Here is a 14,098-nt window from a genome sequence, read left to right on the forward strand (position 1 = left end):
CCCAACTCCTCCTCGAATCCGTCACCACCACCCCCACCACCACCGACGGCAACGACGACGGCAACAGCAACGACGACGGCGGCGACGGCGACGGCGGTGCCGACGACGGCGAACCGCCCGCCGGCACCGCGGAGACCGAGAACACCCCGGAACCCGAACCGGTCAAGTGACACCCGGGTCCTGACGGACCCCGCCCGGCCGCCGACGGCACCACCCCGTGGCCCTGATCCGCTCAGGGCCACGGGGTGTTCCGCGCTGCGGGCCCGCGGACGGCACCCGATGTGACCTCGGTCCAAGTGACCGTCGTACCTGGTGACTTATGGCTTCCCGGGACGCATCATGTGCGAGTTGTTGTCTCACGATGTGGCCGGGGTTGATGTGACCAAGGGGAAGAGCGGAATACGTGCGGCGGGCGCCCTGGCGGGCTGCGCGCTGCTTCTCTCCGGCTGCGGCCTCGGGGGGAACGGACAGGACGGCTCCGGTGCCGCGCGACCCGAGCCCGTCACCGTCGCCAAGGCTCCCGCCAAGGTCCCCGTCCCCCTCGGCAGGGGCAGCCGCACCGCCGACGACTTCAACGGCGACGGGCACCGCGACCTCGTGCTCAACGACCTGGTGAAGCGGGACAGCCACGGCGACGACGCCGGCATCGGCATCGTCTACGGGTCGGCGCGCGGGCTCGTCCCGGGAGCCCGGCAGCTGCTCAGCCCCGCACGGCACGCCGCCGCCACCAAGGGACAGCTGCCAGCCCTCTTCGACGCCGAGGCCAGGTGCGACCTGAACGGGGACGGATTCACCGACCTCGTCGTCTCGACCGATCCGCCGTACGACGGCCAGGGGCAGCCGCCCGTGCCGCTGCAGATCCTGTTCGGGTCGTCCCGGGGGCTGTCGGGCACGGCCGTGAAGCTCGTGATCCCCCCGCAGGCACGTTTCGGCAACGACTGGCCCGACCAGCCCGTGTGCGGCGACTTCGACGGGGACGACGCCGAGGACCTCGTCGTGCACGCCACCGACGGGCAGCTCAGCCTGCTGCGGGGGCCGTTCACCCGCAAGGGGGCCCCGAAGGCCGCCGGCGCCCCCCTCGCCTCGCCGGGGAACGTGCCCACGCCCCCGGCCGTGGACGTCACCGGTGACGGGTACGACGACCTCCTCGTCCGCAAGTCCGAGAACTCCACGGCCACCTTCCTGGTGCCGGGCGGCCCGGCGGGACCGAAGGGCGCCGCCATCGCCCTCCCGGCCGGTACGGACGTCGTGTTCGGGCGCTTCGGCAAGGGCGCGGGCCTCGACGCGGCGATCGGCTCGCTGCGCGGCACGGCACTGCGCTACGACGTGCCCGGCACCCGGCGCGGCACGCTCGACGTCGCGGGCACCGTGCTGGACTCCGGGGACTTCGACGGGGACGGCGTCAGCGAACTGGTCTCCAGCGGATCGGAGCTGCGGGTGTTCCCCGGGCGGGCGGCGGGTCCGTCCGTGTCCGGCATGGTGACCGTGCCGCCGCCCGCCCGGGGCACGACCCGGGTGTTGGCCGTCGGCGACTTCGACGGGGACGGCCGGGCCGACCTCGCGGTGCGGACGTACCGCGGGGACACCAAGGACACGGTCGCGGTCTATCCGGGAACCAAGCGCGGCCTGATCGCCCGTGAGCCCTCGGTCACCTTCTCCACCTCGGGCTTCCTGGGCCTGGAGGGCTGATGCGGCGCCCCGTCCCGGGCCTGCGGGGCGGGCGCTCCTGGGTCCTCGGCATCGCGCTGGCGGTCGCGGGCGGCTCCCTCGCCGCCGGGTGCGGCGCCGCCCCGGAGAAGGCCGCCCCGCAGAGGCCCGCCGTGGGGAAGGCCGCCGAGAACCCCGACCCCGGCGACTTCAACGGCGACGGCTACGACGACTTCACCACCCTCGTCACCGGGCAGTCCAAGGACCGCTCGCGCTCCACCGAGACGCTGGTCGTGGCGTACGGCTCGCCGAAGGGGCTCGTCACGTCCACGGCGCAACGGACCGGGGCGGGCGGGAAGTGGGCCTACTTCGCGCCCGGCCCGCTGCGCACCGACCTCGACGGCGACGGGTTCACCGACCTGGTCGTCGGCCGCGGCAGGGCCGGCGTCCCGCTGAAGGCCCTCGCGTTCTTCGGCGGCCCCCGCGGCCTCGGCGGCGCCGAGGAGCTCGCCCTGCCCGAGGGCTTCAGGCCGCTCGCCGCCGCCGACTTCGACGGCGACGGCTCCACCGACCTGCTCGACGGAGGCAACGACGGGAAGGGCGACTCCGCCCCGACCGAGGGCGCGCTGCTGTACGGCCCCTTCGACCGCTCGGGGACCCCGGAGCGCCGGACCGTGCTCGACGTCGACCAGCACGGTTACGCGTCCCCCGACTCGGCGGCCACGGGCGACTTCGACGCCGACGGGCGCGCCGAGGTCGTGTTCACGTACGACTTCGACGCCGAGGAGGACGAGAGCGCGCCCGAGAGCCTGGGCGTCGTGCGCGTCCACGAGGGCACCCCGGACGGACTCGTCCGCGACGAGCGGCAGGAGGAGCGCATCGAACGGGCCGTGAGCACCTTCGACGGACCGAGGACGCCGCGGACCGGCGACGCGGACGGCGACGGCATCGACGACCTGCTGCTGCCCACCCAACTGCCCGTGGCCCCGGCGGACATGCCCGGGGAGGGCGGCGCGCTGACCGTCCTGTACGGCGCGAGGACGGGACTCGGCAGCGGCCGGGCCGCCTCGCTGATCGAGGGCGAGAACGGCGCGAAACGGCGGATCGACTTCGGCAGTTCGCCCTCGGTCGGCGACGTCGACGGCGACGGGAGGCCGGACGTCGTCGTGAACACCCCCGACTTCCGGCGCCACGACGGCAAGGTCACGCTGCTGCGGGGCGGCGAGGGGGGTGTGCCGTCGGCGGAGGGCGAGCAGACCGTCGACGCCGAGACCGAGGGACTGCCTGGCACGCCCAACCCGTACTACTGGAACGCCTTCGGCTTCGAGCCGCCGCTGCTCGACGTCGACGGCGACGACCACGACGACGCCGTCGTCTTCGGCCCGCTGTACGAGAAGCGCAAGGGCGCGTTCCTCGTGCTGCGGGGGACGGACGACGGCTTCGACCCCGGCGCCGTGCAGTTGTTCACACCCGACGATCTCGGCACACCTCTTCGGCTCCGGTGACCGAGCCCGTACGGTTCACCCTCCGGCGGTTCGCCCTCCGGCCGGGCGGGCGCAACCTTCCGTTCGCCCGCGCGGTCACACCCATGACCGGCTCAGCGGCACCCGTGGCCTCCCGAGGGCCACTCCCCCATTCCTGCAAGAGAGTTGGAGCACCCTCGTGCGAAGGAAGACCCTCTCCGCCGTCGTGCTGTGCGCGAGTGCCGCGATCGGCGGCTCGGTGCTCGCCGTGCCCCCGGCCTCGGCCGCGCCCACCGTACGGTCCGACTTCAACGGCGACGGTTACGCGGACCTCGCCGTCGGTGTGCCCGGCGGTACGGCCGACGGCAAGGCCCGGGCCGGCTTCGTGAGCGTCCTGTGGGGCTCGGTCGACGGGCTCGGCGGCTCCGCGTCCAGGATCGGCCAGGCCGCCTCCGGGATACCGGGCACGCCCGAGACCGGCGACCAGTTCGGGTTCGCCGTGCAGTCCGGGGACCTGAACGGCGACGGGTACGGGGACCTCGCCGTGACCGCCCCCGGCGAGCAGACCGGCGGCGGGAGCGCCCACGAGGGCGCCGCCTACGTGCTGTGGGGCTCCGAGGACGGCCTGAGGTCCGGCTTCACCGCGGCGAAGGGCCGCGGTGACGTCCGGCTCGGCCGGCTCCTGACGGTCGGCGACTACGACGGCGACGGCACCGCCGACCTCGCCCTGGCGCAGAACGGCGAGGAGGGCGGTGCGACCGTCCTGCGGCCGGGCCCGCTCGCGCCGGGCACCTCCACGGACGCCACGCTCGTCTCCGCGTACGGCTTCGGCGACGCCCGTGCCCTGGCCACCGGCGACTTCGACGGGGACGGCACGGACGACCTCGCGGCGGCATACAGCGGCCTGGAGATCGGCGGCACGCACGTCAGGAGCCTCGCCTCCGGCTCCTGGAAGGACATCTGGACCGCGTCCGACTCCGGTTCGGCGCTCGCCGCGGGCGACTTCGACGGCGACGGCACGGCGGACCTCGCCATCGGCCTGGTCGAACCCGACGCCGAGGCCGACGGCACGTACTGCGAGGACCGCCTCGGCGGGGCCGTGGCCACGGTCCTGGGCGCCGCCGGGACCACCCTCGGCGGCCCGGCCTCGTGCACCACGCAGTCGTCCCCGTCCGTGGGCGGCGCCGCCGAGCCCGAGGACAACTTCGGCGCCGCGCTGGCGGCGGCCGACCTCGACGGCGACGGCTCGGACGCGCTGCTCGTCGGCGCGAGCCACGAGGCGATCGGCACGGCCGAGCGGGCCGGCGCCTACTGGGAGCTGCGGACCGGCGGCGACGGCGCCCTGACCGGTCCGGCCGTCAACCAGGACTCCGCCGGGGTGGCCGGGACGGCCGAGACGGGGGACCTCTTCGGAGCGGCGCTGTCGGCGGGCCCGTACAGCGGGTCGGCCCATGCGGACCAGGCGGTCGGGGCACCCGGGGAGGCGGTGTCCGCGGACGACCTCCGCGGCGGCGTCTGGTACCGGCCGTCGGCGGGCACCGCGCCCCGGCCGCCGGCCGTCTCACTGACCCCGGGCAGGCTCGGCGCCACGGGAGCGGTCGCGTACGGCGGAGTGCTGGCCAGGTAGCCCGACCCCTGACCCCCGGGACGCGGCCCCTGACCCCCGGGACGCGGGTCGCGGGTCGCGCGGAACGGGGTGCCCGGCAGACGGCCCGGTCTTCGCGGCACGGGTCGGCGGGGTGACGGACTTCGCGGCGGGGGCTCCCGGGGCCTGGGCGGGCGGCCCGGTGCTCGGGACGCGGGTCCGTGCGGTGGGGGCCCGGCCCGGCGGGCGGCACCCGGTGCTCGGGCCCGAGCCGCGGCGGCGTGCTCGCGAGGAGCGGCGGCGGCGGACCGGGCGCACGGCGTCCGGTCGCGTCGCATGCGCCCCGATCGCCTTGCAGGACAGGCGAGTCGGCGAAGGAATCCGGGTCCCGCGTACAACCCCCGCCCCGTCCGGGCGGTCTCCTGATCGCCGACCGCCGGTGGCGCCCGGGAGAACTCCGGGCGAACACGGCCGGGACGCACCCAATGGAGTGTGGGCGCCCGAGAGGCGCTCACGCATGCAGCAGGAGATCCCGCATGCACAAGCATCTGCGACCGACCCTCGCGACGGCGACCGCTGCCGCGCTGGCGGGTGGTCTGCTCTCCTTCACGGCCGTGACGGCGACGGCGGCCGACTCCGTCCACCACCCGGTGGCGGACTTCAACAACGACGGCTACGGAGACGTGGCGTTCTCCGCCGGCTGGTCCACCGTCGGCGGCAAGAAGGGCGCCGGCCAGATCGTCGCCCTGTACGGCTCGGCGAGCGGCGTGACGTCCAAGAAGCGCGCCACGATCAGCCAGAACACCGCCGGTGTGCCCGGCAGAGCCGAGACCGAGGACGGCTTCGGCTGGATCAGCGCCTACGGCGACTTCAACGGCGACGGCTACGACGACCTCGCGGTCGCGGCGAGGCGCGAGGACGTGAACGGCGACACCGACGGCGGCACCGTCGCCATCGTGTGGGGCTCGGCGAGGGGCCTGTCCGGCGCGACGACGGTCAAGGACGCGGCGCCCTCGTCGCACGACCGCTGGGGCGCCGCGCTGGCCGCGGGCGACTTCGACGGGGACGGCACGGAGGACCTCGCGGTCGGCTCCTCGTCGAACCGGGTGTACGTCTTCAAGGGCGGCATCACCAAGGCGGGCACCTACGGCGGCCGCTACTCGCTGACCACGGACATCACCGCCGGCGGGGGCGGCGGCACGAAGATGCTCGCCGCGGGCGACGTCAACGGGGACCGGCGCACGGACCTGGTCGTCGACGGCTACAAGAACGGCGGCGGCTACGCCTACAACATCAACTGGTACGTGCCCGGCACGGCCTCCGGCCTGGACTCGGGTATGGCGCGAGAGGTGAAGTCCGGGCTCATCAGCGGTATCGGCGACATCGACGGCGACAGCTACGGCGACATCGTCACCGGCCAGAACGAGGACCCGGCCGACGACGGCGGCCCGACCGTGCCCGAGTCCACCGCCGGCGGCAAGGTGCACATCGTCCACGGTTCCGCCGCCGGCCCGGCCGCCACGGTCTCGATCACCCAGAACAGCGGCAACGTGCCCGGCACCTCGGAGCGCGGCGACTGGTTCGGCGGCGAGCTGTCCCTCGGCGACATCAACGGCGACGACATGGCGGACCTGGTGGTCGGCGCCCCCGGCAAGAACCTGGGCAGCGTGGTCGACACGGGCACGGTCACCGTGCTGTACGGCTCCGCCTCGGGTGTGAACACCATGTCGGGGTACCAGTTCCTCGCCCAGTCCACGGCGGGCGTCCCCGGGACGGACGAGAAGGGCGACCGCTTCGGCGGAGAGATGAAGCTCACCGACGTCACGGGTGACGGCAGGGCGGACCTGACCGTCGGCGCGTTCGGCGAGAACGAAGGCAACGGCGCGCTGGTGTACCTGCCCTCCAACGGCACGCGGATCACCACGACCGGGGCGCGCTCCATCTCCCCGTCCTCGATCGGCGTCTCGACGGACGCCTCCCCGTACTTCGGAGCCAACGCCGCCGACTGACCCGCCCCTCCTCCCCTCGCAGGAGCCCGCGCCCCCGGGGACGCGGGCTCCTGTCGTGCCCGCGCACGTCCCGCGCCGTGCCGCCGGGTACGGTCCCCGTCCCGGGCGCACCCCCCGGCGCCCCCCGGATGGCCCACGGGTGGCCCCTGCGGTCCCGAGCTGCCCGGGGAGGCCGCGGCAATCCCGGGGAACCTCCGAGAATCCCCCGAAGAACGCCTGGCAGACCCCCTAGGGGATGTCACAGCTCGGCAGCAAAGCCGGGTCCGTTGCCCGGGCCCGGCACGTCACTCAGTGGGACCAGGTACGTTCGATTACGTGGCTGGATTCAGGATCGGACGCGGCCGGGACAACCGCACTCGGCAAACCCGTCCGCAACAACACCCGCGGCAGCAGCCGTACGGACAGCAGGCCCCCCAGGGCGGCTCGTCGTACGGCTACCCCCCTGCGCAGCAGCCCTACCCGCAGCAGCAGCCGTACGGCGGCGGCGGCAACGGCTCGCAGCAGTGGCCCCATGGAGGCGGACACGGCGAACCGGAGTACTTCGGCGACCACCACGCCCAGGGACCTGACCCGTACGCGGCGAACCAGCCGGGTCACACGGCTGCCTTCGCCGTCGGCGAGGACCCGTACAGCCAGGGCGGGACCTACCGGGCCGGACAGACGCAGGCGCCCCCCGTGGGCCCGCGGCTGGGCTGGCAGGACCTGCTCAGCGGCGTGGTCCTGCGCCCGAACCAGACCTTCCTGCAGATGCGGGACTACACGATGTGGGGCCCTGCCCTCGTCGTGACGTTCCTGTACGGGCTGCTCGCGGTCTTCGGCTTCGACGGCGCCCGCTCGGACGCGATCAACGCGACGCTGTCCTCGGCCGTGCCGATCGTCCTGACGACGGCCGTCGCGATCGTCCTCAGCTCGTTCATCCTGGGCGTGGTCACCCACACCCTCGCGCGCCAGCTCGGCGGCGACGGCGCCTGGCAGCCCACGGTCGGCCTCTCCATGCTGATCATGTCGCTGACGGACGCCCCGCGACTGGTCGTCGCGATGTTCGCGGGCGGCGACGCCCCGTTCGTGCGGATCCTCGGCTGGGCGACCTGGGTCGCGGCCGGCGCGCTGTTCACGCTGATGGTCGGCAAGTCGCACGACCTGCCGTGGCCGAAGGCGCTGGGGGCCTCGGCGATCCAGCTCGTCGCGCTGCTGTCCATCATCAAGCTCGGCACGTTCTAGCGGTCCGGCGCGCGCCGGCCGTCCGGCCGGCGCGCCGCCCCGCGGCCGGGCAGGCCCGGGGCCACCGGGTCAGCTCGCGGGCCCGATGTTCTGGTTGGCGTGGAAGAGGTTGCCCGGGTCGTAGGTCTTCTTGACCTCCGCGAGCCGGTCGTAGTGGTCCCGGTAGGTCGCCCTGACCCGGTCCTGCCCCTCGTCCTCGCCGATGAAGTTCACGTACGAGCCGCCCATCGAATGCGGGTGCAGCTCCGACCAGTAGTCGGCGCACCACTGCTTGACGAGCCCCGCGTTGTCCGGGCTCGGGTCGATGCCGCCGATCACGCCGGACCAGACGGCGTCGCGATGGCTCCACGCCGTGGCGTCGCCCGCGACCCGGGCGGCGGCACCGTCGACCGGGTAGAGGTGCATGGTCGACAGGTCGGTGGGGAGGTTCTCGCCGTACTTGAGGTGGACGTCGGCCGCGGCATCCGTGATCCGGTCGAAGAAGTCCCCCCGCCAGTACCACTGCAGGCCCGCGGGGATCAGTCCGTCGAACATCGTCTGGAGCGCCGGGTACGGCATCGGAGCCGTGAAGTGGAAGGCGGGCCGGCCCGCGTCCTCCACCCCCGCGAGCGCCTGGTCCAGCTCGGCCAGGTCACCGGTCCAGCACCACACCACACCGCACATCCGGTGCCCGTGCAGCTCCTCCGGGAACGGCGGCGCCGGCGGCACGGACAGGATCGCGAAGAACCCGTTCAGGTCGTCCGGTGCCTGCGGCAGGAAGTCGCGGTACCAGCTCAGCACCTCACGGGTGTGGTCGACGGGCCACACCGTGATGCCGACACCCACGGAGTGCACCGGGTGCAGCCGGTAGGTGAAGGACGTGACCACGCCGAAGTTGCCGCCTCCCCCGCGCAGCGCCCAGAACAGGTCCGGGTAGGCGTGCTCGTCGGCCGTGACGAACCCGCCGTCGGCGAGGACGACGTCCGCCGAGAGCAGGTTGTCCACCGTGAGCCCGTACCTGCGGGTGAGGTGGCCGTGACCGCCGCCGAGGGTGAGCCCTCCGACACCCGTGGTCGACATGATCCCGGCGGGGGTCGCGAGGCCGAAGGCGTGCGAGGCGTGGTCCAGGTCGCCGATCGTGCCGCCGCCGCCCACCTGGGCGGTCCTCGCGACGGGGTCGACACGCACCCCGCGCATCGGTGACAGGTCCAGCGTGACGCCGTCGTCGACCAGGCAGAGCCCCGCGCCGCTGTGGCCGCCGCCGCGCACGGCGAGTTCGAGCCCGTGGTCGCGGACGAAGTCGACCGCGTTCATGACGTCCCCCGCGTCCGCGCAGCGCACGACGGCGGCCGGCCGCCGGTCGATCATCGCGTTGTAGACCGTGCGGGCCTCGTCGTAGTCCGCGTCCCCGGGGGCGACGACGGGCCCGCGCAGCGCGGCCCGCATCCCCTCCAGAGTGGTGCCGTCCAGTCTGCTGCCCATGGCGATCGCTCTCCTCGCGAGGCCCGGTCCGGGTTCCCTCGGCGACGCACTCGGCGGTCCGCGCCCCTCGGACGCACCTGCCCGGCGTGCACGACCCGACCGGTCGTTCCCCTGCGTCACCGCCGCCGTCACCGTGGACCTGTCGCGTGCCACGGGCGCACACGCGCCACAGGGCTGACCAGTCCAGGGTCCCGCCGCTCGGCGCGGTCGGCAATCCCGGGCCCTCCGGCACCCGGGGTGCCCGAGCGGGAGGGCGGGCGCACCATGGGGGCATGGACGGTCGGGCCGGGCCGGGCGGAACCGGGAACGGCGGCAGGGCCGGCGCCGGGGAGGCCGGCGGCGCGCTGCGCGGCATCAGTACGCCGGCACGCCTCGCGGACCCCGGCGAGGGCATCGGCCGGGACGAACTCGCCCTGGCGGCCCGCAACCACGGCCTGCCCCTGGAGGCCCTGCGGTACGACGTCACCCCGCCCGGACTGCACTACGTCCTGGTCCACTACGACGTCCCGGCCGCGGAGGCGGACTCCTGGACCCTCACGCTGGGCGGTCGCGTCCGGGAGCCGCTGGCCCTGGACCTGGCCGCCCTGCGCTCACTGCCGTCCGTCACCCACCGGGTGACCATGGAGTGCGCGGGCAACGGCAGGGCCCGGCTGGCGCCCCGGCCCGTGAGCCAGCCCTGGCTGGTCGAGGCGGTGGGCACGGCGGACTGGACGGGGGTGCCCCTGCGGACGCTGCTGGCCCGGGCAGGGGTGGAGCCGGACGCCGTGGAGGCGGTGTTCACGGGGGCCGACCACGGTGTGGAGCGCGGTGTCGAGCAGGACTACCGGCGCAGCCTGCCCCTCGCCGACGCCTCGTCCGGTGATCCGGAGGTCCTGGTGGCGTACGCGATGAACGGCGCCCCGCTGCCCCCGCAGCACGGGCACCCGCTGCGCCTGGTGGTGCCGGGCTGGTACGGCATGGCCCATGTGAAGTGGCTGCGCGACATCACGCTCACGGACACCCCGTTCACCGGGTTCCAGCAGGCCGAGGCGTACCGTCTGCGCCTCTCACCGGACGAACCGGGGGAACCCGTGAACCGCATCGCACCGCGCGCCCTGATGATCCCGCCGGGCTTCCCGGACTTCATGTCCCGCACACGGGTCGTGGAGGCCGGTGTCGTACGCCTGGAGGGACGGGCCTGGTCGGGCCGCGCGCCCGTCGCGGCCGTGGAGGTCAGCACCGACGACGGCGCCTCCTGGCGGAGCGCCTCGCTGGCCCCGCCGGACGGCCACCCCTGGTCCTGGCGCTCCTGGCACACGGAGTGGACGGCGACCCCGGGCCACCACGTCCTCACGGCCCGCGCCACGGACGCCGAGGGCACGGCCCAGCCCCTCACCCAGCCCTGGAACCGGGGCGGCTTCGCGAACAACGAGGTCCAGCGGGTCCCGGTGCTCTGCCGCTAGGGGTGCGGGACGGCGGCAGGACCGCCGGGGGGGGCGTCCCCGTGCAGCGCGGCCGAAAGGCCGGTTTCACGTGAAACATCACCCGCTGAGGGAAGCCGGGACACGGGCGGCGGCGGCGGGACCGCGGCCCCGGACGGGAACGCGCGCCCTCCGTCAGGGACGGCGTCGCTTCAGAGCGCTTCCCTGTTCGCCCTGGCCGCGTCGCCGGACCGGTGCACCGGAGGCAGCACGCTCCAGGGGAAGTTGATCCAGGCGTCGGTGCGTTTCCAGACGTACTCGCACTTCACCAGCGACTGCGGCTTCTCGTAGACGACGGCGCTGCGGACCTCCGCGACGGCGTCGACGCAGAACTCGTGCACGAGCTTCAGCGTCCGGCCCGTGTCGGCGACGTCGTCGGTGATGAGCACCTTCTTGTCGGAGAAGTCGATGACGTCGGGCACGGGTGCCAGCATCACCGGCATCTCCAGGGTGGTCCCCACGCCCGTGTAGAACTCGACGTTCACCAGGTGGATGTTCTTGCAGTCCAGGGCGTAGGCGAGCCCGCCCGCGACGAAGACACCGCCCCGCGCGATCGACAGCACGACGTCGGGGACGTACCCGTCGTCGGCGATGGTCTGGGCCAGCTCCCGCACCGCGGTGCCGAAGCCCTCGTACGTGAGGTTCTCGCGCTCCTGGGCCACGCTCACACCTGGGTCCGGTGGAAGTTGAGGAAGGAGCGCGAGGCGGTCGGTCCGCGCTGGCCCTGGTACCGGGACCCGTACCGGTCGCTCCCGTACGGGAACTCGGCCGGCGAGCTGAGCCGGAACATGCACAGCTGCCCGATCTTCATGCCCGGCCACAACTTGATGGGGAGCGTGGCGAGGTTGGAGAGTTCGAGGGTGACGTGCCCGGAGAACCCGGGGTCGATGAACCCGGCGGTGGAGTGCGTGACGAGCCCGAGCCGCCCGAGGGAGCTCTTGCCCTCCAGGCGGGAGGCGAGGTCGTCGGGGAGCGAGATGACCTCGTAGGTGCTGGCGAGGACGAACTCCCCGGGGTGCAGGATGAACGGCTCGTCACCCTCCGGCTCCACGAGCCGGGTCAGGTCCGCCTGCTCGACCGACGGGTCGATGTGGGGGTACCGGTGGTTCTCGAACACCCGGAAGTAGCGGTCGAGCCGCACGTCGACGCTCGATGGCTGCACCATGGATTCTTCGTACGGATCGATCCGTACCCGTCCGGCGTCGATCTCGGCCCGGATGTCCTTGTCAGAGAGAAGCACGCCCCGAGGATACGCAGAGCGTGCGGGCCCGCCACAATCCGGTCATCGTGGCGGGCCCGCACGCTCTCAGCAAGGCGTGGTCAGTGCTTCTCCAACTCCACGGGTACGACATTGCGGAGCCGCGCACAGCGAGGGCAGCGGATCAACCGCCCGGGGCCGAGCCGCTCGGCCTGCTGCATCGGAAGCGATGCGGTGCTGAACACGTGCCCCTCGGCACAACGGACGACGGTGCTGCGTTCCATCAAGTCCTCAGAGTCCCTTCCCCAAGAGCCGCGTCTGACTGACGAGGAAAGCCACATTACGGGATGAAAGGGACGGCCCTCCAGGCGGCACTCCGATCCCGCCGGGCCCCTCTTCAGCGCCCCCACCGTACGCCTCAACTCCCGCCTCCCGCAGCCCCGTCCACCCCCCGTGGGGCAGCGGGCCGAACAACGGGCCGAACGCCGCCGCGGGCACCGGAACGAGCGGCGGCCCCGCGGCTTCAGCGCCGGGGGCCTGGCATGGGGTATGGTGAATCCGCGTTTGTGACATCGGTCAGGACACCCCGACCGGTCGTCTCGCGCGGGTGTAGTTTAATGGTAGAACATCAGCTTCCCAAGCTGAGAGCGCGAGTTCGATTCTCGTCACCCGCTCCATGAAACCCCCAGGCCGGACGGCCCGGGGGTTCTTTGCTGTCCGGGCCGTGACGCGGGCCGCGCCCGTGTCCCGCGCGTGGGGCGGGGACCGCGCCGCCAACCGGCCCGCGAGCGCTCAGGGTTGCTTCCCGACGTCCTTCACCGAGGTCGGCCCGAGCTGCCGGGCGCTCGCGTACTCCGGCATCGTCATGGGCTTGTCGAACAGGAAGAACGACTGGTTCGTGCCGACCGTGAACTCCATGTAGGCGCCCGTCGTGGCGTCGAAGCCGTAGTAGGCGTTGCACGTGGAACCCGTCGTGTACGTGCCGTCCATGCCGGGCTGGGGGAGGACCGCGATGGCCCCGTTGTGGGACTCCACCTTCTCGGTCGGGGTGAGCATCTTGCAGCGCGGCACCGGCAGGCCCTTCATCACGAAGTACCCGTACTCGCCCTTGGCGTTCTGGATGTAGACGTACGAGAGCTTGCCCCGCTTCCCCCACGTCTCGACCCACTGGTTGATGGCCTCGCGGGTCGGCGAGTACTCCATGCGGCCCGCCGGCTGCTGCGCCACCAGACGGTCGTAGCCGGCCTGCTTGGCCTTGTTCTCCTTGTCCTGGCTCGAGTCGTCGGTGCAGGACGCCAGGGCGAGGCCCACGACGAGCGCGACGACGGTGGCCCGGGCCGTGCGTGCGGTCTTCCTCATGCGGTGCCGCCCTCCTCCGGGGTGGGACAGGTCAGTCGGTGCACGTCGTGCGCTCGTCGCCGGCGTCCAGCCGGTACGGCAGGTCCTTGTCGCGGAAGGGCGCGCGGTGCTCCTGCGCGGCCTTCGAGTTGTAGGCGTTGACCGACTCGATCCGCGTGGCCTTCAGAGCGGTGATCGACTGGTCGATCTGCGTCGTGCGGGTCTCCGAGGCGTTCTCCCGCTCCTCCCGGAGCGCCTCGATCGTCCCCTCGGCGTTCTGCGCGGCCTCGCACAGGTCGAAGAACTCCTCGTACGTGGTCTGCCGGAACTCGCCCGAGCCGACGGTGTCCTCGCGCCGCTCCGCCTCACCGCGGAACGGGGCGGTGATCCACCCCGCGCCCCCGAAGGCGAACACCCCGACCACGTACAGCAGTGCCAGGCCGACGACCCCGCCGACGGCCCAGGCCCCTACCCGTGCCCCCTCGCGTACCAGCCCCACGGCTGCCCCCCTTCACAGGCGGTTCGTGGCGTGGAACCGCCTTCCGCGGAGAAGGACACGGCGCCCGGTGAAACGGTTCCGCCGCCGTCGACGGGTGGTCCCGAATCCCCTCTGACCGTATGGACGTTCAGGTCGCGGGCCCCCGATCGGCGTGCTCCGGGCGGGTCACGGGGCGGCAAAGGAGGCGGGCCGGGGCGCTGGAACGCGGCGGCGGGGG

The 14,098-nt window shown here is 73.4% G+C and carries 12 protein-coding genes and 1 tRNA gene; 7 read left to right on the plus strand and 6 right to left on the minus strand.

Features of this window, described 5'->3' with window-relative positions; all coding sequences use genetic code 11:
- Positions 1–417 precede the first annotated feature (417 nt).
- The 5 genes from IE265_RS24970 to IE265_RS24990 all read left to right on the plus strand — a co-directional run bounded on the left by IE265_RS24970 (position 418) and on the right by IE265_RS24990 (position 7,925).
- On the plus strand, positions 418–1,689 hold the full coding sequence (locus tag IE265_RS24970) for an FG-GAP repeat domain-containing protein (protein ID WP_373303014.1): 1,272 nt from the start codon (positions 418–420) through the stop codon (positions 1,687–1,689).
- Positions 1,689–3,152, plus strand: a complete 1,464-nt coding sequence (locus tag IE265_RS24975; RefSeq protein WP_190037926.1) for an FG-GAP and VCBS repeat-containing protein — start codon at positions 1,689–1,691, stop codon at positions 3,150–3,152. The genes IE265_RS24970 and IE265_RS24975 overlap by 1 nt, the downstream gene beginning before the upstream one ends.
- A gap of 157 nt (positions 3,153–3,309) precedes the next feature.
- Positions 3,310–4,737: a VCBS repeat-containing protein gene (locus tag IE265_RS24980; protein ID WP_190037927.1), complete on the plus strand. Its 1,428-nt coding sequence runs from the start codon at positions 3,310–3,312 to the stop codon at positions 4,735–4,737.
- A gap of 494 nt (positions 4,738–5,231) precedes the next feature.
- A complete protein-coding gene (locus tag IE265_RS24985; protein WP_190037928.1) occupies positions 5,232–6,704 on the plus strand; it encodes an FG-GAP and VCBS repeat-containing protein in 1,473 nt (490 codons plus the stop codon).
- A 315-nt stretch (positions 6,705–7,019) separates the two neighbouring features.
- Positions 7,020–7,925, plus strand: coding sequence for a Yip1 family protein (locus IE265_RS24990; protein ID WP_190037929.1), 906 nt, complete (start codon positions 7,020–7,022; stop codon positions 7,923–7,925).
- 69 nt (positions 7,926–7,994) lie between these two features.
- Here IE265_RS24990 and IE265_RS24995 read toward each other — a convergent pair whose 3' ends face one another.
- A complete protein-coding gene (locus IE265_RS24995) occupies positions 7,995–9,386 on the minus strand; it encodes an FAD-binding oxidoreductase (protein WP_190037930.1) in 1,392 nt (463 codons plus the stop codon).
- A 272-nt stretch (positions 9,387–9,658) separates the two neighbouring features.
- On the opposite strand from IE265_RS24995, the gene IE265_RS25000 reads away from it, so the two are divergent.
- Complete coding sequence (locus IE265_RS25000; RefSeq protein ID WP_190037931.1) at positions 9,659–10,828, plus strand: sulfite oxidase; 1,170 nt, start codon at positions 9,659–9,661, stop codon at positions 10,826–10,828.
- Between the two features lie 170 nt (positions 10,829–10,998).
- Here the strand turns inward: IE265_RS25000 and IE265_RS25005 are convergent, their stop codons facing one another.
- The 3 genes from IE265_RS25005 to IE265_RS38550 all read right to left on the minus strand — a co-directional run bounded on the left by IE265_RS25005 (position 10,999) and on the right by IE265_RS38550 (position 12,328).
- Positions 10,999–11,508, minus strand: a complete 510-nt coding sequence (locus tag IE265_RS25005; protein ID WP_373303006.1) for a phosphoribosyltransferase — start codon at positions 11,506–11,508, stop codon at positions 10,999–11,001.
- Positions 11,509–11,510: 2 nt separating this feature from the next.
- Positions 11,511–12,086, minus strand: coding sequence for a dCTP deaminase (gene dcd / locus IE265_RS25010; protein ID WP_190037933.1), 576 nt, complete (start codon positions 12,084–12,086; stop codon positions 11,511–11,513).
- Positions 12,087–12,166: 80 nt separating this feature from the next.
- Entirely contained in the window at positions 12,167–12,328 is a 162-nt protein-coding gene (locus IE265_RS38550) for a hypothetical protein (protein ID WP_229916490.1), read from the minus strand.
- A 319-nt stretch (positions 12,329–12,647) separates the two neighbouring features.
- Here IE265_RS38550 and IE265_RS25015 point away from each other — a divergent pair.
- Positions 12,648–12,721: transfer RNA gene (locus IE265_RS25015), tRNA-Gly, on the plus strand.
- 115 nt (positions 12,722–12,836) lie between these two features.
- Here IE265_RS25015 and IE265_RS25020 read toward each other — a convergent pair.
- Positions 12,837–13,403 carry a hypothetical protein gene (locus IE265_RS25020; RefSeq protein WP_190037934.1) on the minus strand — a complete coding sequence of 189 codons (567 nt, stop codon included), beginning with the start codon at positions 13,401–13,403 and terminating at the stop codon, positions 12,837–12,839.
- A 31-nt stretch (positions 13,404–13,434) separates the two neighbouring features.
- Entirely contained in the window at positions 13,435–13,881 is a 447-nt protein-coding gene (locus IE265_RS25025; protein WP_190037935.1) for a hypothetical protein, read from the minus strand.
- Between the last annotated feature and the right edge of the window lie 217 nt (positions 13,882–14,098).

This window comes from Streptomyces fructofermentans (genome assembly GCF_014651055.1).
GTDB lineage: Bacteria > Actinomycetota > Actinomycetes > Streptomycetales > Streptomycetaceae > Streptomyces > Streptomyces fructofermentans.